This is a genomic window from Pseudomonas sp. NPDC087814 (assembly GCF_044742865.1).
In the GTDB taxonomy this organism is placed as follows: domain Bacteria; phylum Pseudomonadota; class Gammaproteobacteria; order Pseudomonadales; family Pseudomonadaceae; genus Aquipseudomonas.
Window position 1 is genome coordinate 73903 of sequence record NZ_JBIUVK010000001.1, and the last position, 18669, is coordinate 92571.

Genomic DNA, 18669 nt, shown 5'->3' on the forward strand with positions numbered 1-18669 from the left:
CCTCCCCCGGAAGCTAGGCGGGCTTGTAGGCAATCCAGCCCTTGAAGCTGAAGCCCGCGTAGAACAGTTCCACACCTTCGAAGCCTGCCTCCCGTAGCAGCGCTTCATCGTCGTTGGGTGACAGCACCGGCAAGTGGCTGCTGATGGCGGTAATCGCCCGCTGGGCATCTTCAGCCGGTACGCCGGAATCCACGGCATAGGCTGCATAACGCTTCAGCCAGCGCGCTTTTTCCTCTGGCGAGGATTGGGGGAAGCTGTGATGCGCCGCAATCAAAGGCGCGCCCGGCAACAAGCGCCGCCACAGTTCTTTCAAGGTTTGCAGACGCTCTTCGGCCGGGATGAAGTGCAAGGTCAGCAAGGACGTGGCGGCATCGAACGGCCCCTCGGGCGCGGTATCGATATAGCCTTCATGCAACTGCACCCGGGCCATCAGCTGACCCAAGGTGGCCTCGGCCAGCTTCAGCATCTCGGCAGACGGGTCCACCCCCACAAACTGCCACTCGGGCTGGCTGTCGGCAAACTTCTTCAACTCCAGCCCACCGCCTGCGCCGAGTACCAATACCTTGCCGGTGGCCGAGACGCTTTCGCGCAGCAGCAGCGTGCTCATGCGCTGCAAGGACTCGAAACCCGGCACCAGCCTCACCGGGCCTTCGGCGTAGCGGGCGACAGCGTCGGGATCTGAAAACCAGGTCATTGCTGGCTCCTGTTGGCGGGGGAAGCGACAACCCTACTGGGGCAAATTCAGGCTGGCAATTGAAGAGATGTGCAGTTGTGTTAAAACGTTGCCTTTGCTGATTTTGAGAGTACCCCTCGAATGCTTCCCGACATGCTTATCCGCGATGCACGGCCTGAAGACGCGTTATGCGTTGGTGTGCTGGGCATGCAGGTTTTTCTCGATACTTACGCCACCGAAGGCATTCGCGACTCAATCGCCGCCGAGGCGCTGCAAGCGTTTTCGCCCCAGACGATTTCCGCGCTGATCGCCCAGCCGGGCACGGCCATCATCGTCGCTGAAGCCAACGGGCATCTGGTGGGGTTTGCCCAGGTGGCGATGGACACCAGCCATGCGCTGATCTCAACCCCGAAACCGGCGGAGTTGCAGCGGCTCTACATCCAGGAACGGTTTACCGGGCTCGGACTCGGCTACCGTTTGCTGCAAGCGGCTGAACAGCGTGCAGGGCAGGGTGGCGCTTCTTTGTTGTGGGCGACGGTGTGGGTCGGCAACGAGCGGGCGCTGGGTTTTTACCCGCGTCGTGGTTATGAGCTACTGGGGGCGCCTGCGTATACGTTCCAGAATGAAACCCATGAAAATCGGTTGTTTGGCAAAAGGCTTGGCGTCTAGCCGTCAGAGCGTTTTGCTGAGGAAAACCCGGCTGCTGCCTTGCGGGTCGCAGGGTATTTCACCAAAACGTACCCACCCATTCTTCTCGTAAAATTCCGGGGCCTGGAAACTGATGGTGTACAGCACCGCCGAGCGGCACCCTCGGTGACGGGCTTCGTCTTCGAACGCCTTCAGCAGCGATGTACCCAGGCCTGAACCACGCAGCGCATCGGGCAAATGGAACAGGTCGAGGAACGCCATCCCGAGGCTGGTTTTGCCGGTGATGCCGCCGAGGGTTTCACCGGTGTCGGGATCCTTGATCAGCACCGTCAACGGACGTCGGTCATTGGAGCCGGTGATGTGTTCGTTGAAGGCGGCGAGTCCCTTGCCGAGAAGCTGCTCGGCTTCGGCGTCTGGTTGGTCACCTATCTCAATCAAATGCTGTTTCATCAGGTTCTGCTCCCTGTCAAAGCCGTTCCCGCACCATCCGCATCAGCCGTTCACCCACCTGATCCACGCCTTTGTTTTGCGCAACCACCTGGGCACCTTCCATCAACAACGTCAGCTCTTCAGCCAGCTCCCCGGGCTTGCTCGCCTTGAGCTGCGTGCACAGCAGCTTCACCCGCTCAAACTGGCGTTTTTTATGCGCCTGGATCAGCGCTCGCGCAGGGTGATCGGCCTCCGGAATTTCCGCGAGGGTGTTGGTAAACGGGCAACCGCGATAGCCCGCCCGTTCCAGGTCGTCGACGATAAAACCCGCCAAGCCCAGCAGCTGTTCCCTGGGGGAGTCGGGGTGTTGCTGCGCCAGGCCATCCAGCACATCGCTGTAGCTTTCCGTCAGGCGCTCCAGCCACTCCAGCACCAGCGCATCCTTATTCTCGAAATGCCGGTACACGGTCATCTTGGTCGAGGCGGCCAGTGCCGCAATGGCATCCACGCTGACACGGGTGATGCCCTGTTCGACAAACAGCGTTTGCGCCGCATCGACGATCCGCTCGCGGGGCGGCAGTTGAGGTGTCCGTTGCGCACGCATGCACATTCTCCACTTGACAGCGATACCATTGAGTATCGCATGATACTTATTGGTATCGTCCGATACCGAAGAGTATTCATCATACCCGTTTGGAGGGTTTCATGTACCTGTCTGAATATGCCGATCAGGATGCTACCGGCCTGGCACGCCTGATCCACACCCACGCTGTCAGTGTCGACGAGGTGCGCGCGGTGGCCCTGCAAGCCATCTTAGCCGTCAACCCGCAGATCAACGCCCTGGTGGAAGCCTGGGACGATGAACCGGTTGCGGCCCAAGGCCCGTTCCATGGCGTGCCGCTGCTGCTCAAAGACCTGGGCGTCAGCGCCGCAGGCCGCCGCAATGAACTCGGCAGCGCGCTCGCGCAGGGCTGCACCGCCGATGCCGACTCGGAACTGATGACCCGCCTGCGCCGCGCCGGCCTCATGCCGTTGGGCCGCACCACCACCCCCGAATTCGCCGCCAGCACCACCACCGAAAGCCGGTTTTCAGGCCCCACCCGCAACCCGTGGGACGTGCAGCGCAGCGCCGGTGGTTCCAGCGGCGGCTCGGCAGCGGCGGTGGCGGCGGGGTTGGTACCGGTGGCGCATGCGACCGATGGCGGCGGCTCAATCCGCGTACCCGCGTCCATGTGCGGCCTGTTCGGGCTCAAGCCGAGCCGTGGCCGCGTGCCCATGGGGCCGGACGTCGACGAAGTCTGGAGTGGTTTGGCAGTGCACGGGGTATTGACCCGTTCGGTACGCGACAGCGCTGGCATGCTCGACGCGATCCATGGCGGCGCGCCTGGAGATCCGTTTCACATAGCACCGCCAGAAAACAGCTTTTCGGCGCTTGCCCAACGGGCGCCCGGTTCGTTGCGCATTGCCCTCCAGAGCCTGCCTTTAAACGGGCAGAAGCTGCATCCGGCGGTGGAACAGGCGCTGTTCAATACCGCCAAACAACTGGAAGCACTGGGTCATCAGGTTGAAGAAATCCAGCCGGACATTGGCGTGAGTTGGGAAGCGTTTGTCGAACTCAATGCGCGTTTCTGGTCGTCGAACACGGCAGCCTGGATAGATGCAGTTGCCGGCGCGACGGGTCGTTCGATCAGCGCTGAATACCTGGAACCGGCGACACTGGCGTTGTATCGCCTGGGCAAGTCACTGCAAGCGACAGACCTGTTGGGTGCCCTGTGGGAACGCAACATCGTCGCGCGCCACATGGGTGACCTGTTCCAGCGATATGACGTGCTGCTGTCGCCCACACTGCCCGGGCTGGCGCCGATGATCGGCGACTACAACCAGGGCCAGGCGCAACTGGACGGGCGAGGGTGGATGAATCGAGTGTTTGCGCATTCGCCGTTTACCGCGCTGGCCAACGTCATTGGCGCGCCGGCGATGTCGGTGCCGCTGGGTCATGATTCCCGGAGCGGGCTGCCGATCGGCATGCAGTTCATGGGCGCGTTTGGTCAGGAGGGCATGTTGCTTGGCCTGGCGACGCAACTGGAACGGGCAACGCCTTGGGCTGCACGTCGCCCGCACGTGTGGGCCGGGGGAAACCCGTAACCCAAGGCAAATGCTTTCCCTGTGGCGAGGGAGCTTGCTCCCGTTGGGCTGCACAGCAGCCCCAAAACCAGTCACCAGGTCTCTGAAAAACCGCGTCCACTGAATCAGGGGCGCTTCGCACCCCAACGGGAGCAAGCTCCCTCGCCACAGGGGGAAGTGTGATGGCTAGATATCCATCACCATCTCATGCCACGCCATCCCGCCATGGTCCGACGCCGACGGCTGCACATAGCGATAGCCCATGCGCTTATACAGCTCCACATGGCGGTCCTTGCACATCAGGTGAATGGTCTTCTTGCCCATCGCCTGCATGCGCTGCACGAACTCCGTCATCAAGCGCGTGGAGTAGCCCTTGCCTTGCTGGGCGGGATCCACCACCACCGACATGATCACCACATTCGGCGCATCGGCTGAATGCCCGACCAACTCCTTGAAGGCCTCATCCGACATCACCACTTCATCGGCGCAACCGCAGTTGATGAAACCGACCACAACACCATCCGCCTCCAGGATCAGAAAGCCTTGCGGGTACAGCGCAATGCGCGTGGCGATCTTTTCCAGGGTCGCGGCTTCATCGCCTTCGTAGGCCGAGATTTCGATCTCGTAGCAACGGTTGGCGTCTGCGGGGTTGGCGTTACGGAAGGTGAGGGCGTGCATTGGGTTACCAGAGAAATTGAACGACAGCCCCCATGATAAAGAAAGAACACCCCGACAGCACCGCCGAACACAAAACCCACTCACACCACCGACCCCCTATGGGAGCCGTCGAGCTTTAGCGAGGCCGCGATGGCGGCCATCCTGGCACCATCAATATTCGCCAAGCCGGATAACTGGAAAACCCGCAAATGCGGGTTTTCTCGTAACTGAGCCAGGCTCTATTAAACCCCACCCACCAACTTCCCCCCCTCCAACCGCCGCTTATACGCACTGTCCCGACTCGCCAACCAGAAATACAACGGCGACGTCACCACCAACCCCACCAACCAGGACAAATCCGCCCCGTTGATATGCGCCGAAATCGGCCCGACATACAGCGGCGTATTCATAAACGGAATCTGCACCACAATCCCCACCGCATAGGCCACCAGCGCCTGAGGGTTGTAGCGCCCGTAGATCCCGCCATCCACGCGAAAGATCGAACCGATGTCGTACTTGCCCTTATGGATTGCATAGAAGTCGATCAGGTTGATCGCCGTCCACGGCACCAGTACCACCAGCAGCACCAGCACCATGTCCACGAAGTGCCCGATAAAATCCTTCGACGCAAACACCGCCGCAATCGAGCACGCCGCCAGCACCAGCACCGAGATCACTGCACGCGCCTTGGCGGTGGGGATCCAGCGGTAGGCAAAGGTCTGTACCAGGGTGATCAATGACAGCACCGCACCGTACAGGTTAAGCGCGTTGTGGCTGATCACACTAAGCAGGAACAGCAACAGCATCAGCGGTCCAATGGAGCCGGTCGCCAGTTTGACCGCGTCCATGGTGTCCATGCCCACCGGCGTAGCCAGTACCGCAACCGCACCAAAGATGAACGACAGGCTGGAACCGAGCACGGTGCCCAGATAGGTGGTCCAGAAGGTCGACGCCACCGGCACATCCGCCGGCAGGTAGCGGGAGTAGTCAGACACATACGGCGCAAACGCGATCTGCCACAGCGCGGCCAGCGACACGGTGGCCAGCCAGCCGGAGATGTTGAAGTTACCGCGTGTCAGGAAGTCGGCCGTCTGCACATGGGTGAAGATGTAGCCGAACCCCAGCACGATGCCCGCGCCCAGCACCCAAGTGCCGATGCGGTTGAGGACGTGGATGAAGCGGTAGCCGATGATGCCGATGATCCCCGAGCCGATGGCGCCGATGACGATGCCGACCGGTACCGGGATCACGTCGACGACGCCGTGCAGGGATTTGCCCGCCAATACGATGTTGGAGGCGAAGAAGCCGATGTACATCACGCCGGCGATCACCACCACCAGCAGTGCGCCAAGGGAGCCGAACTGGGCGCGGCTCTGGATCATTTGCGGGATGCCCATCTGCGGGCCCTGGGCCGAGTGCAGCGCCATCAGCACGCCGCCGACGAGGTGGCCGACGAGGATGGCGATGATGCCCCACACCAGGTTCAGGCCGAACAGTTGCACGGCCAGCGCGCCGGTGACGATGGGCAACGGCGCAATGTTGCCGCCGAACCACAGGGTGAACAGGTCTCTTACCTTTCCGTGGCGATCTTCCGGGGGCACGTATCCAATCGTGTGTTTTTCGATAAGCGGGGCGGAGGATGTTGCAGTGGTAACCATGACGAGCTCCAAGGCAAGGTGAGTACGTTGACGTACTTCGCTGGGCGGCGCGTGTGCGTCGCTTTTGTTGTTGGAGTGATCATGTGCAATGGTCACAGGGAGGTAAATTAGTAAGTTTGTTGCTATAGACCTTAAAAATAATATCTCGCGGGGTTTTTTGCTCCGGTATGTTGCATGCACTTGAATCAGTGTGAAAAAGCCGATTTTCACGCACTTGTTTGGGGCGAAATCCCACGTTTATGGAGGTCCCGATGGCTGCCTATAACCTGCGCCAGCTCAGATATTTTGTAACCACGGCCGAGTGCGGCAGCGTGGCAGAGGCCTCGCGCAAGCTCTATATCGCGCAACCGTCGGTGTCGACGGCCATCAAGCAGTTGGAAGACAGCTTCGGTGTGCAGCTGTTTATCCGCCATCACGCCCAAGGGGTGTCACTGACGCCGAGTGGTGCGCGGTTCTATCGCAAGGCCCTGGAGCTGCTGCGGGTGGCCCATGAGTTTGAGCAGAACGCCCTGGCAGACAATGACGTGGTGGCGGGGCAGATCGATATCGGTTGCTTCGAAACCGTGGCACCGCTGTATTTGCCGCGGTTGATTGCCGGTTTCCGGGAGCGTTGGCCGGGGGTGGAAATCCGTCTGCGCGATGGCGAACAGCAGGAACTGGTGCAGGCGCTGACGGCCGGCAGTATCGATGTGGCGATGCTGTTTGAGCATGACCTGGGCAGCGCCATCGAGACCACGCCGCTGATGCCGCCGCAGCAACCCTATGCGTTGCTGCCGGCGGATCACCGGTTTGCGCAGCAGGCCAAGGTGTCGTTGGCGGACTTGGTGCTGGAACCGATGATTTTGCTGGATGTGCTGCCGAGCCGGACGTACTTCGTGAGCATCTTTGAAGAGCGTGGGCTGACGCCGAATATTGTCTTCAGTTCGCCGTCGATCGAGATGGTGCGGGGGATGGTAGGGCGCGGGTTCGGGTTTTCGATCCTGGTGACCAAGCCGTTTTCGCCGTATTCCTATGACGGGCAGAAGCTGGTGTGCGTGCCGTTGGCGGAGACGGTGACGGGGTCGGGGTTGTCGGCGGTGTGGTTGCGGCGGGCGCCGTTGACCAAGCCGGTGCAGTTGTTTGTGGAGTATTGCCGGGAAGAGCTGGCGCGGTTGTTAGGTTAGACACAGAACTAAAAATGTGGGAGCGGGCTTGCTCGCGAAAGCGGTGGATCAGTCAATACATCGGGTGACTGTCACACCGCATTCGCGAGCAAGCCCGCTCCCACATTTGGCCCGCGTTTCAGGCGCGAATCGAGTCGAGCATGCGCAACAACATGGCATCGCAAGCCTTCAGTTGCGCAACACTCACAAACTCATCCGGCTTATGCCCCTGGTCCATGCTCCCAGGCCCGCACACCACCGTCGGAATGCCCGCCGCATCAAACAACCCACCCTCGGTCCCGAACGCCACGGTGCCAAATTCCCGCGAGCCGCAAAACGCCGCAATCAGCTCCGCCGCCTGGCTGCGCTGGTCGGTGGCCAGCCCCGGGTACGCCGACAACTCACTGAAGCGAATCGCACTCTGCCGGCTCACCGCCTGCATCCGCGGCAACACCTGCTGCATCGCATAGGCTTGCAGCTCCTCGGCCACTTCACCCGGGTCCATCGAGGGCAGGGCGCGCACTTCAAAGTCAAAACGGCAATCGGCAGGCACGATATTCAACGCCTTGCCCCCGGAGATCACCCCGGTTTGCACGGTGCTGAACGGCGGGTCAAAGCGCTCGTCCTGATGCACCTTGAGGCGCTGGCCGATTCGCCCCAGCTCACCAATCAACTCCGCCGCATACTCGATCGCATTCACGCCCTGGGGCGCATACGCCGAATGGCAGGCCTCGCCATGCACTTCACATCGCATGGCGAGCTTGCCTTTATGGCCCAGCACCGGCTTCAACTCGGTGGGCTCGCCGATAATGCACAGCAGCGGTTTCACCGGCCATTGTTCCAGCACCTTGAGCAACGAACGCACCCCAAGGCAGCCGACTTCCTCGTCGTAGGACAGGGCGATGTGCACCGGCATGCGCAAGTCTGCGCTTGCCAAGGCCGGCACCAGCGCCAGTACACAGGCGATGTAGCCCTTCATGTCCGCCGTGCCCCGGCCAAACAGCTTGCCGTCGCGTTCGGTCAACTCAAACGGCGGCAACGTCCACGGCTGGCCATCCACCGGCACCACATCGGTGTGCCCCGACAGCACAATCCCGGGCACATTCGCCGGGCCGAGGGTGGCGAACAGATTGGCCTTGCTGCGCTCATCGTTGTAGATCAACTCGCAAGGCACGCCGAACCCTGCCAGGTAATCGCGCACGAACTCGATCAGCTTCAGGTTGGATTCGCGGCTGGTGGTATCAAACCCCACCAGCGCCTGCAGCAGTTCCCGGCTGGTGCTCATCGGTCGTCTCCGGCCACGCCGTAGCCAGGGGAGCGGTCCGGGGCGAGGGCGCGGTCGATGTAGTCCTGCACCTGTGGACGGTAGGCGTCCCAGAGCTTTTGCAGCTCGGCGATCGGCTGCTCGTCGGCCCAATCCACCCGCAGGTTGATGATCGGCCAGGTCAGCTCGCCCACCACCACCAGCGCGGCGGAATGCACCGGCCCGGCTTCGCCCCCGGCGGCAATGGCTGCATGCATCGCGGCCAGCAGGCGGTCTGCCAGTTGGCCTTCGCCTTGCTCGAAGGCCTTGACCATCGCCTCGATCACCGCGCGGTCGGCGAGCATATTGCCGGCGGCCACGCACTGTTCGCCAGACACCGCATTGTGGGTGCCAAGGGTTTCGTTGCCGCTGAAATGCACCGTGCGCCCGAGGTGATCAATCGCCGTCAGTTGCCGGTATTGGCTGTAGCCGTTGCGGGTCAGGGCCTTGTCTACGGCATCGGCAGGGGCAAGGCCTTGCTCCAATAGATCGAGTACGTCCGGGCCGAGGGCGGGCAGGGTGATGTTCTGGGTCGAGACCGCACCCACGCCGGGCCGCAGCCATGGGCAGCGGGCGCCTACGGCGATGCTCGATGAGCTGATGGCAATGCCCATCTGGCCGGTTTCCGCGCAGCGGGCGACGATTGAAAAGGTCATGTCGTGCCTCCTTGGATTACTCGGGGATGACTGCAATCACGTCGATTTCCATCAGCCACTGTGGCTGGCCCAGGGCCGAAACCACCAACCCGGTGGAGATCGGGAACACGCCCTTGAGCCACTTGCCGACTTCCTGGTACACCGGCTCGCGGTAGCGCGGATCGATCAGGTAGGTGGTGGTCTTGACGATGTGGCTCAGGTCGCTGCCGGCCTCTTCCAGCAGTTGCTTGACGTTTTTCATTGCCTGTTCGGCTTGCGCGCGCGGGTCGCCAAGGCCGATCAGGTTGCCGTCGAAATCGGTGCCCACCTGGCCCCGTACATACACCGTGTTGCCGGCGCGTACGGCCTGGCACAGGTCATTGTCCAGGCTCTGGTTAGGGTAGGTTTCCTTGGTGTTGAACATGCGGATGCGAGTGTGAGTAGGCATCAAAAAAACTCCAGAAAAAAGTAATCAGGCGCTGACAGGTGAGGTGTGAACAACCGGTGCGGGCTCGCGGTATTCAAGGTATTGGCGCTGGATGGCGATATGGTCGGCCACATACTTGGCGTCATGCCACACACCCCAGATAAACGACGAGCCCCGGCGCGACTGCCATGGCAAACCGAGGAAGTAGACGCCCGACTCGCTGGCTACGCCGCGCTGGTGCTGCGGCTTGCCGGCGGCGTCAAATGCGTCGACCTTCAGCCAGCTGTAATCCACGGCAAAGCCGGTGGCCCAGATGATTGAAGTGATACCGGCCTTGGCCAGGTCCAGTTCCAGGATCGGGTGCTTGATGCACTCGGCATCGGGAAACACACGACGCGCTTCGGGCTCTGGCGGCAGGTCGAGGCCGTTACGCTCGATATAGGCATCCGCCGCATCCAGCAGGGCCAGGTAGTTCTCATCGCCGCGGGCCAGGTTTTCCACTAGGTTGGGCTGGAAGCTCGCAACGCTGCCGTTGAAGGATTGGGTCAGGCCGACCAGGGTCATGCCTTGCTGGGCCAGCTCGCGGAAGTCAATGGTCTTGCCGCCGTGGGCGCCGCTCACCGCAATGGTCACGTGCTCGCGGCCGGGTTTCATCGCGGCCTGGTCCCACTCACCCAACACGCCCAGCCACCAGCAGAAATCGCGGTTGCGATAGGCACGCGGTGGGCGGTCGTGAGCACCCACCGACAGGTACACCTGGCGCCCGGAGCGTTGCAGTTCGTCGGCGATCTGCACCCCGGAGGAACCCGCCCCCACCACCAGCACCGCGCCGGCCGGCAGTTGCGCGGGGTTGCGGTAGTCGGCGGAGTGGATCTGGTGCAGCGCGCTGTCTTGAGGGGCAATCGCCGGAATCACCGGCTTCTGGAACGGCCCGGTGGCCGCCACCACGCGGTTGGCTTCGATCACGCCTTCGCTGGTGTGGATGGTGAAGCCGGGGCGACCGATATTGCGCACCACCGAGGTCACGTCGACGCCGGTACGAATCGGTGCATTGAACTTGCGTGCATAGGCTTCGAAGTAGTCCGCCACACGCTCTTTCGGCGCAAAGCCATCGGGGGCGACGTTATCGAAGGCCAGGCCCGGAAAACGGTCATGCCAGGCCGGGCCGTTGGCGACCAGCGAATCCCAGCGGCCGGTGCGCCAGCGCTCGGCGATACGGCTGCGCTCCAGCACCAGGTGCGGCACGCCTTGCTTGCTCAGGTGCTCGCTCATGGCGACGCCAGCCTGACCGGCTCCCACCACCAGCGTGTCTGTTTTTGTTATTGCTTGAGTCATGTGTCTGTCCTTGCGTAATGCAGTTGGATTCAGCTTGGGCATGGCTTCAAGGCTAGGGGGAGGGCGGTTTTTAATAAAATATTATTAAGCTGGGAAGTGAGCATAAATATCGGATGCAGGCTCACCCTATCGGGTGATTTCGAGGATGGAGCGGGTGTGCAACCATCCTTGCAGTTCTTTCAGCGAGTGTTTGAAGTGGAAAACGACCGGCTTTCTTCTGCGCAATGGTTCGAACAGATGGCCCGGGTGACCGATAGCATCGGGCAATCGGGGTTCGCCGCGACCTTGTTCGAGGCTCTCGGTTATCTCCAGCCGATCCAGGCCACCACGCTGTATTTCTACCCGCGCGGCGGCATGCCCAGTGCGCTGTTCGAGCTGGACGGGCCATGGTTGCCACAAGGCAATGTGCGCCAGTACCTGTCGGGGTTTTATCTGCTCGACCCGTTTTACGGGGCCTTTGTGGAGGGCGTCAGCTCCGGGTGTTACGAGCTGGCCGAGGTCGCCCCCGATCACTTCGAGCTCAGCGAATACTTCCAGTCGTTTTACCGGCACTCCCATCTGGAGGATGAGCTGAACTACATCCTGCAGTCGAGCAACGGCTCGAGCCTGGCGGTGTCGCTGGCCTTTACGCAAAAGCTCGACGCCACCATCACCGGCCAATTCAAACGCATCGCGGCGTGGGTGCTGGCGGTGCTGGGCAAGCATTTCGTTGGCCTGGATGCCCAGGGGGCGCGTTTTGAAAACCTGCTGGAGCAGCGCATTCACTCGGCGCTGAACAACTTCGGCTCGTCGATATTGACCGAGCGGGAATGCCGGATCGCCCAACTGATCCTGCGGGGGCATTCCACCCGTTCGCTGGCCGAACGCCTCGACGTCTCGGAAGACACCATCAAGTCCCACCGCAAGCACATCTACACCAAGCTCGATATCGGCGCGCAATCGGAACTGTTTGCCCTGTTTATCGATTCGCTGGCCGAAGCCCAGGGAGTGCTGAGCAAAGATCCCCTCGAAAGCTACATGAGCAAGCACCGCTGAGCGGCGTTGCTCGCCCTTGCGTCATTACTAATAAGAGAGAAATACCATGAACGTACCCGCCCAACTGAACCGCCTGACCGAGGACTACCAGAAGTCGGATGCGGCCCACCACATCCATGCATTTGTCGATCAAAAAGCGCTGAATGCCGAAGGCCCGCGGGTGATGGTGCGCGGTGAGGGCCTTTACCTGTGGGACAGCGAAGGCAAGCGTTACCTGGACGGCATGTCGGGCCTGTGGTGCACCCAGCTGGGTTACGGTCGCAGGGACTTGACCGCTGCCGCTGCCGCCCAGATGGACCAGTTGGCGTACTACAACATGTTCTTCCACACCACCCACCCGGCGGTGATCGAGCTGTCGGAGTTGCTCTTCAGCCTGTTGCCGGGCCACTACAGCCACGTGATCTACACCAACTCCGGCTCCGAGGCCAACGAAGTACTGATCCGTACCGTGCGCCGTTACTGGCAAGTGGTCGGCCAGCCGCAGAAAAAAATCATGATCGGGCGCTGGAATGGTTATCACGGCTCCACGCTGGCGGCGTCTGCCCTGGGCGGCATGAAGTTCATGCACGAGATGGGCGGCCTGATTCCCGACGTGGCACACATTGACGAACCCTACTGGTACGCCCATGGCGGCGAGCTGACGCCTGCCGAGTTCGGCCGCCGCTGCGCCTTGCAGCTGGAAGAGAAAATCCTCGAGCTGGGCGCTGAAAACGTCGCCGGGTTTATCGCCGAGCCGTTCCAGGGCGCGGGCGGCATGATCTTCCCGCCGGAAAGCTACTGGCCCGAGATCCAGCGCATTTGCCGGCAATACGATGTGCTGCTGTGTGCCGATGAGGTGATTGGTGGCTTTGGCCGTACCGGCGAATGGTTCGCCCATCAACACTTCGGTTTCGAGCCCGACACACTGTCCATCGCCAAGGGCCTGACCTCCGGTTACCTGCCGATGGGTGGCCTGGTGCTGAGCAAGCGCGTGGCCGATGCGCTGGTGGAGCGCGGCGGCGTGTTTGCCCACGGGCTGACCTATTCCGGGCACCCGGTCGCGGCGGCGGTGGCGCTGGCCAACCTCAAGGCGCTGCGGGACGAAGGTATCGTGCGCCAGGTGAAGAACGACACCGGACCGTACCTGCAAAAAATCCTCCATGAAGTGTTTGGCAATCACCCGATGATCGGCGAGATCCAGGGCACGGGCTTGCTCGCGGCCTTGCAGTTCGCTGAAGACAAGAGCACCCGCAAGCGCTTCGAGAACGAAAACGACCTGGCCTGGCAGTGCCGCACGTTTGGTTTCGAAGAGGGCGTAATCATTCGCTCGACGCTGGGCCGCATGATCATGGCACCGGCACTGGTGGCCACGCGCACTGAGCTGGACGAGCTGGTTGAAAAGACCCGCATCGCCGTGGATCGCACCGCACGGATCGCGGGAAAACGCTGAAGTGACCAGCGCGCCACCCCAGGCGAGGGGTGGTGCGCAACCTCCATCAGGCAACGCTGAACGGCATCGATGCCATCGAATGCCGCGACGCCCTGCACCCCCATTTCCAGGAGTCACCCATGAATACAATAACAAACGTGACCGATACACCCGCTCATCAATCCTCACCCAAAGCCGCCTCGTCCCGCCGCTTCCGTCAGCCGCTGGGTCTTATCGGGCTGGTGTTGTTCGGCCTGGCGTACATGGTGCCGCTGGCGGTGTTTACCACCTACGGGCTGGTGACCCAAATGACCAAGGGCCACTTGCCGACCGCCTACATGCTGACTCTCGCCGCCATGCTGCTGACGGCCTACAGCTATGGGCGCATGGTCCAGGCGCATCCCTATTCGGGCTCGGTCTACTCCTACACCCGCAAGGCGTTTGGCGCCTACTTCGGCTTCATCGCCGGGTGGACCCTGTTGCTGGACTACATCTTCCTGCCGTTGCTCAGCTATTTGCTGATCGGCATCTACATGTCCGAGTATTTTCCCGGGGTGCCGACCGCCGTGTGGGTGCTCGGCTCGATTGCCCTGGTGACCACGCTGAACCTGGTGGGCATCGAGTCCATCACCCGGGTCAACTGGATACTCATCGTCGCCCAGTTGGTGTTCATCGTGGTGTTCGTGGCGTTGTCGGTGCACACCCTGAGCGAGCAGTCCGCACCCGTGTCGCTGCTGGCGCCATTCCACCATGAAGGCTTCAGCGCGCCGCTGATCATGGCGGGCGCCGCGGTGCTGTGCCTGTCGTTTCTTGGCTTCGATGCGGTGTCGACCATGGCCGAGGAAACCCCCAACCCACGCCGCACCATCCCGTTGGCGATCATGGTGGTGTCGCTGTTCGGCGGCCTGCTGTTCCTGCTGGTTTCGTATTTCGCGCAAATGGTGTTCCCGCAATGGAACAGCTTCGTCGACCCGGATGCCGCCTCGGTGGATGTGATGCGCCGGGTGGGCGGCGAACTGCTGGTGACCGCCTTTACCGCAACCTATGTCGCCGGTTGCTTCGCCTCGGCGATGGTCTCCCAGGCCAGCGTGTCGCGGGTGCTGTTCGCCATGGGCCGTGACGGCGCGCTGCCCCGCGTGCTCGGCAAGCTGGTGACGAAAAAGCGCGTGCCCGCCACGGCCATCGTGCTGGTCAGCCTGTTCTCGCTGATTGCCTTGTTCATCACGCTGGATACCGTCGCCAACATGATCAGCTTCGGTGCGCTGTTTGCGTTCTCGGCGGTGAACCTGGCGGTGATCAAGCACTACCTGGTCGACCAGAAGTTGCGCGGTACCAGGAACTACTTGCTGTACGCCGTTGTGCCGGCGCTTGGGTTCCTCAGCACGATCTGGCTATGGAGCAGCCTTTCCAGCCTGTCGTTCACCATCGGCCTGTGCTGGATGGGGCTTGGGCTCCTGTGCCTGCTGGGCATCACGCGGGGGCTGCGCGTGAAGATGCCGGAACTGCAGATCGCCGAGTGAACCCCTCTTTTATCCATCGCCATTCATTGGGAGTACAACGTGTTCGACCTTAACTACTGGCAACAGCGTGTTGCCCGCCAGACGTTCATCAACACCGCCCTGATCGGTGGCCGCTCAGTGAGCGCGGCATCCGGGGCGACCTTCGACGCCATTAATCCTGCGACCCAGCAGTTGCTGTCGCGGGTTGCAGCCTGCGGTGACGCAGAAGTCGACCTGGCCGTGCGCAGCGCACGCCAGGCCTTCGAGACCGGCCCCTGGCGACGGATGCCGCCGGTGGAGCGCAAGAAAATTTTGATCAGGCTCTCCGAATTACTGATGACCCACCGCGAGGAACTGGCGCTGCTCGATTCGCTGAACATGGGCAAGCCGGTGATGGACGCCTACAACGTTGACGTGCCCGGCGCCGCCAATGTGTTTGCCTGGTACGGCGAAGCCCTCGACAAACTCTACGATCAAGTCGCGCCCACCGCTCACAACGCGTTGGCAACCATCACGCGTGAAGCACTGGGGGTGATCGCGGCGGTGGTGCCGTGGAACTTCCCGCTCGACATGGCCGCCTGGAAACTCGCGCCGGCGTTGGCGGCCGGTAACAGCGTGGTCTTGAAACCTGCCGAGCAGTCGCCGTTTTCTGCCCTGCGCCTGGCCCAGCTTGCCCTGGAAGCCGGTGTCCCGGAAGGTGTGTTGAATGTGGTGCCCGGCCTCGGCGAAAGTGCCGGCAAGGCCCTGGGGCTGCACCCCGACGTGGATTGCCTGGTGTTCACCGGCTCCACTCAGGTGGGCAAATACTTCATGCAGTATTCCGCCCAGTCCAACCTGAAACAGGTGTGGCTGGAGTGTGGCGGCAAGAGCCCGAACCTGGTGTTTGAGGACTGCCAGGACCTTGACCTTGCGGCGGAGAAGGCCGCCTTCGGCATCTTTTTCAACCAGGGCGAAGTGTGTTCGGCCAACTCCCGCCTCTACGTGCAACGCTCCATCCATGACGAATTCGTCGAGCGCCTGATCGCCAAGTCGCGCGCCTGGATGCCGGGTGATCCGCTGGACCCCGGCAGTGCGGCCGGGGCCATCGTCGACAGTCAGCAAACCGCACGCATCATGCACGCCATCAGCCAGGCCCAGGGGGAGGGCGCCAGGCTGTTGTGCGGTGGCGAACAGTTGGCCATCAATGGCTCCTCCAACTTCATCCAGCCAACCATTTTTGCCGACGTGACCCGCGACATGGCCCTGTCCCGTGATGAAGTGTTCGGCCCGGTGCTTGCCGTCAGCGCTTTCGACACGGAAGAGCAGGCGATACAGCAGGCCAACGACAGCCTCTACGGCCTGGCGGCCTCGGTCTGGAGTGATGACCTCAACCGTGCGCACCGTGTGGCCCGTGCCCTGAATGCCGGGACGGTGTCGGTCAACACCATCGACGCCCTGGATGTGGCGGTGCCGTTCGGTGGTGGCAAGCAATCCGGGTTCGGGCGTGATTTGTCGCTGCACGCTTTTGATAAGTACACGCAGCTGAAAACCACCTGGTTTCAGCTGCGTTGACTCAAGCGGTTATCCGGTCGTGTATTTATGCGTGCGCGACCGGCACAACTACAGGCAAAATCAGTGCGAACTCAGAGGGCTTTGAACACCATGGTCACTATTCGCGTAATGAGCACTGCCGACTACGACGCCGTGCTCGAACTGATGCAGAAAACGCCTGGCATCTCCCTGCGCGATGCCGACTCCCGCGAGGCCACTGAGCGTTACCTGGAGCGCAATCCAGGCATGAGTTTCGTCGCCGAGGTCGACGGGGGGCTGGTTGGGTGCGTGATGTGCGGGCACGATGGCCGGCGCGGGTATTTGCAGCACCTGCTGGTGCTGCCCGCGTATCGGCGCCAGGGTATTGCGAACGCGTTGGTTGAGCGCTGCCTCACCCGCCTGGCGCAATTGGGCATCCGCAAATGCCACCTGGATGTGTTCAAGACCAACGACAGCGCTGCCCGTTATTGGCAGGGCCAGGGCTGGCAGTTGAGGACCGATATTGATCGCTATTCGTTTACCCGGCCGGGTGACGAGAACGCCTGACGTCCATGGAGGGACAGATGCTCGAGATACGACGCGCCACGCTGGAAGATGCACAGGCAGCCTTCGACATTCGCCTGTTGGCCATACGCAGCCAATGCATCGGCGCCTATACGTCCGAGCAGATGATGTTGTGGACGCAAGGCGCAGCCAAGGACGGTTACGACACGCTGATGGACAAGCATTTTTACCTGGGCTGCGTGAACGCTGAACCTGTGGTCACCGGCATGCTGGATCTGGCGAACAACGAAATCGGTGCGCTGTTTGTGCTGCCCGGGTTTACCGGACGCGGGATTGGCAAGCAGATACTGGCGTATCTGGAAGCGTTGGCGCAGGAATTGGGGATCGAGGAAGTGATCCTGGACGCGACGTTGAACGCGGCGGATTTTTATCGACGGTGTGGGTATGTGGGCGATGAGCAGGCGATCTACCACTCGCCATCGGGGTTGCAGTTGGCCTGTATTCCTATGCGTAAACACCTGCGCCGTTTGCGCTGACACGGAAAAACTGTGGTGAGGGCGCTTGCTGTGGCGAGGGAGCTTGCTCCCGCTGGGTCGCGAAGCGGCCCCAATAAAGCTATCGCAATCTGACTGAAAGAACTCGCTGACCTTCTTGGGGCTGCTGCGCAGCCCAGCGGGAGCAAGCTCCCTCGCCACAGGTCATGTGTCGTCTTGGGTATTGAACTCCGTACGCAAACACCTGATCACCTCGCTCACCGAAGCTCCTTGAACCACCGGCGGCGTCGGGCTCTCACCAAACTCCCGCCAGATAAAAAGCGTCAGCTCCGCACCGTCGGTAGCCTTCTGCTGCGTCCCGAAATTCTGCAACACCCGATAGCGCTCATCCTGCCAGAACAGCGCTTCAACCCATCCATACACCGGTATGAAATGAAAGTGCAGCGGGAAGCCCGGCATATGCCCGAACCGGCTGATGTAAAGCCACTTGGGCTTCAACTGAGCCTCCATGACCCGCTGGGTTTTGGCCAGCAACCCACCCAGCTCCGCGAGCGCCGCATCGGGCATCTCGGCCAGTGAGTCAACCGGCGCCTTGGCACCCAGCATCAGGTAGCCCGGCAGTGCGGATGACAGGTGATGATTCAGCAGCCAGTGCTCGGTCTCATGCACAACAAAGGATGGATCGATCTTCATCGACGGGCTTCCATGCGAAGAGGCTTGGCAGGATACCAAGAGTCATCGCCCTGTATCCCGCAAATGCAGCGGATCTGTCTCTATCGCGGCATTCACCTTATAGATACGGTTCATCCATACCTATTCAATGCCGAGAAAACCATGGACCTGACCGCAATCCCCTTTGGCACCACCGACTGGTCGACCCTCGAGCCGGTGATGCATCCCGGCGAAACCGGCAGTGCGTATTGGCGCACTTGCCAGTTCGGTTCAACCCGCGTGCGCATGGTCGAATACAGCGCCGGTTACCTGGCTGATCACTGGTGTTGGCGCGGGCATATCCTGCTGTGCCTGGAAGGTGAGCTGCACACCGAGCTGGAGGATGGCCGGCAGTTCACGCTGACTGCCGGGATGAGTTATCAGGTGGGCAATGACATGGAGGGGCATCGGTCATCGACTACCGTCGGGGCGAAGTTGTTCGTGGTGGATTGAGGCG

General features: G+C 61.6%; 20 protein-coding genes. 10 read left to right on the top strand and 10 right to left on the bottom strand.

Going from position 1 to position 18669, the window contains the following annotated elements; translation table 11 throughout:
* Positions 1-13 precede the first annotated feature (13 nt).
* Positions 14-694: a class I SAM-dependent methyltransferase gene (locus ACIOMR_RS00375; RefSeq protein WP_401191584.1), complete on the bottom strand. Its 681-nt coding sequence runs from the start codon at positions 692-694 to the stop codon at positions 14-16.
* Between the two features lie 132 nt (positions 695-826).
* On the opposite strand from ACIOMR_RS00375, the gene ACIOMR_RS00380 reads away from it, so the two are divergent.
* Positions 827-1342 carry a GNAT family N-acetyltransferase gene (locus tag ACIOMR_RS00380; protein ID WP_256344371.1) on the top strand — a complete coding sequence of 172 codons (516 nt, stop codon included), beginning with the start codon at positions 827-829 and terminating at the stop codon, positions 1340-1342.
* A 3-nt stretch (positions 1343-1345) separates the two neighbouring features.
* On the opposite strand, the gene ACIOMR_RS00385 is transcribed toward ACIOMR_RS00380, so the two are convergent.
* Together ACIOMR_RS00385 and ACIOMR_RS00390 are read right to left on the bottom strand one after the other, a co-directional pair.
* The gene (locus tag ACIOMR_RS00385) at positions 1346-1771 is read right to left on the bottom strand and encodes an N-acetyltransferase (RefSeq protein ID WP_008435362.1); all 426 of its coding nucleotides are present in this window, start codon (positions 1769-1771) and stop codon (positions 1346-1348) included.
* A 16-nt stretch (positions 1772-1787) separates the two neighbouring features.
* Complete coding sequence (locus ACIOMR_RS00390) at positions 1788-2354, bottom strand: TetR/AcrR family transcriptional regulator (RefSeq protein WP_177008604.1); 567 nt, start codon at positions 2352-2354, stop codon at positions 1788-1790.
* A gap of 101 nt (positions 2355-2455) precedes the next feature.
* On the opposite strand from ACIOMR_RS00390, the gene ACIOMR_RS00395 reads away from it, so the two are divergent.
* Complete coding sequence (locus ACIOMR_RS00395; protein WP_401191588.1) at positions 2456-3895, top strand: amidase; 1440 nt, start codon at positions 2456-2458, stop codon at positions 3893-3895.
* Positions 3896-4060: 165 nt separating this feature from the next.
* Here ACIOMR_RS00395 and ACIOMR_RS00400 read toward each other — a convergent pair whose 3' ends face one another.
* Positions 4061-4552 carry a GNAT family N-acetyltransferase gene (locus ACIOMR_RS00400; RefSeq protein WP_008435359.1) on the bottom strand — a complete coding sequence of 164 codons (492 nt, stop codon included), beginning with the start codon at positions 4550-4552 and terminating at the stop codon, positions 4061-4063.
* Between the two features lie 221 nt (positions 4553-4773).
* Positions 4774-6189 (bottom strand): cytosine permease, encoded by a 1416-nt coding sequence (locus ACIOMR_RS00405; RefSeq protein ID WP_008435358.1) that lies wholly within the window; start codon positions 6187-6189, stop codon positions 4774-4776.
* A gap of 251 nt (positions 6190-6440) precedes the next feature.
* Here ACIOMR_RS00405 and ACIOMR_RS00410 point away from each other — a divergent pair, with 251 nt between their 5' ends.
* Positions 6441-7352 (top strand): LysR substrate-binding domain-containing protein, encoded by a 912-nt coding sequence (locus ACIOMR_RS00410; RefSeq protein WP_003210159.1) that lies wholly within the window; start codon positions 6441-6443, stop codon positions 7350-7352.
* Between the two features lie 118 nt (positions 7353-7470).
* Here the strand turns inward: ACIOMR_RS00410 and argE are convergent, their stop codons facing one another.
* The 4 genes from argE to ACIOMR_RS00430 are packed head-to-tail and all read right to left on the bottom strand — an operon-like array spanning position 7471 to position 11073.
* On the bottom strand, positions 7471-8616 hold the full coding sequence (gene argE, locus ACIOMR_RS00415) for an acetylornithine deacetylase (protein ID WP_102606138.1): 1146 nt from the start codon (positions 8614-8616) through the stop codon (positions 7471-7473).
* Positions 8613-9290 (bottom strand): DUF1028 domain-containing protein, encoded by a 678-nt coding sequence (locus ACIOMR_RS00420; protein ID WP_003207324.1) that lies wholly within the window; start codon positions 9288-9290, stop codon positions 8613-8615. Before ACIOMR_RS00420 ends, argE begins: the two co-directional genes overlap by 4 nt.
* 16 nt (positions 9291-9306) lie before the next feature.
* Entirely contained in the window at positions 9307-9717 is a 411-nt protein-coding gene (locus tag ACIOMR_RS00425; RefSeq protein WP_003207327.1) for a RidA family protein, read from the bottom strand.
* Between the two features lie 24 nt (positions 9718-9741).
* Positions 9742-11073: a flavin-containing monooxygenase gene (locus ACIOMR_RS00430; protein WP_401191594.1), complete on the bottom strand. Its 1332-nt coding sequence runs from the start codon at positions 11071-11073 to the stop codon at positions 9742-9744.
* Positions 11074-11226: 153 nt separating this feature from the next.
* On the opposite strand from ACIOMR_RS00430, the gene ACIOMR_RS00435 reads away from it, so the two are divergent.
* The 6 genes from ACIOMR_RS00435 (at position 11227) to ACIOMR_RS00460 (ending at position 17543) form a co-directional block, all read left to right on the top strand.
* Positions 11227-12066 (top strand): helix-turn-helix transcriptional regulator, encoded by an 840-nt coding sequence (locus ACIOMR_RS00435; protein ID WP_401191896.1) that lies wholly within the window; start codon positions 11227-11229, stop codon positions 12064-12066.
* A gap of 46 nt (positions 12067-12112) precedes the next feature.
* Positions 12113-13495: an aspartate aminotransferase family protein gene (locus ACIOMR_RS00440; protein WP_134326381.1), complete on the top strand. Its 1383-nt coding sequence runs from the start codon at positions 12113-12115 to the stop codon at positions 13493-13495.
* A 119-nt stretch (positions 13496-13614) separates the two neighbouring features.
* Positions 13615-14994: an APC family permease gene (locus ACIOMR_RS00445; protein WP_023658770.1), complete on the top strand. Its 1380-nt coding sequence runs from the start codon at positions 13615-13617 to the stop codon at positions 14992-14994.
* A gap of 39 nt (positions 14995-15033) precedes the next feature.
* The gene (locus ACIOMR_RS00450; RefSeq protein ID WP_401191598.1) at positions 15034-16524 is read left to right on the top strand and encodes an aldehyde dehydrogenase; all 1491 of its coding nucleotides are present in this window, start codon (positions 15034-15036) and stop codon (positions 16522-16524) included.
* A gap of 27 nt (positions 16525-16551) precedes the next feature.
* The gene (locus ACIOMR_RS00455; RefSeq protein ID WP_256343956.1) at positions 16552-17049 is read left to right on the top strand and encodes a GNAT family N-acetyltransferase; all 498 of its coding nucleotides are present in this window, start codon (positions 16552-16554) and stop codon (positions 17047-17049) included.
* Positions 17050-17066: 17 nt separating this feature from the next.
* Positions 17067-17543, top strand: coding sequence for a GNAT family N-acetyltransferase (locus ACIOMR_RS00460; protein WP_177122350.1), 477 nt, complete (start codon positions 17067-17069; stop codon positions 17541-17543).
* A gap of 162 nt (positions 17544-17705) precedes the next feature.
* Here the strand turns inward: ACIOMR_RS00460 and ACIOMR_RS00465 are convergent, their stop codons facing one another.
* Positions 17706-18194 carry an HIT family protein gene (locus ACIOMR_RS00465; protein WP_003207341.1) on the bottom strand — a complete coding sequence of 163 codons (489 nt, stop codon included), beginning with the start codon at positions 18192-18194 and terminating at the stop codon, positions 17706-17708.
* A gap of 141 nt (positions 18195-18335) precedes the next feature.
* Here ACIOMR_RS00465 and ACIOMR_RS00470 point away from each other — a divergent pair, with 141 nt between their 5' ends.
* Positions 18336-18665 (top strand): DHCW motif cupin fold protein, encoded by a 330-nt coding sequence (locus ACIOMR_RS00470; RefSeq protein WP_003207343.1) that lies wholly within the window; start codon positions 18336-18338, stop codon positions 18663-18665.
* Positions 18666-18669: the final 4 nt, after the last annotated feature.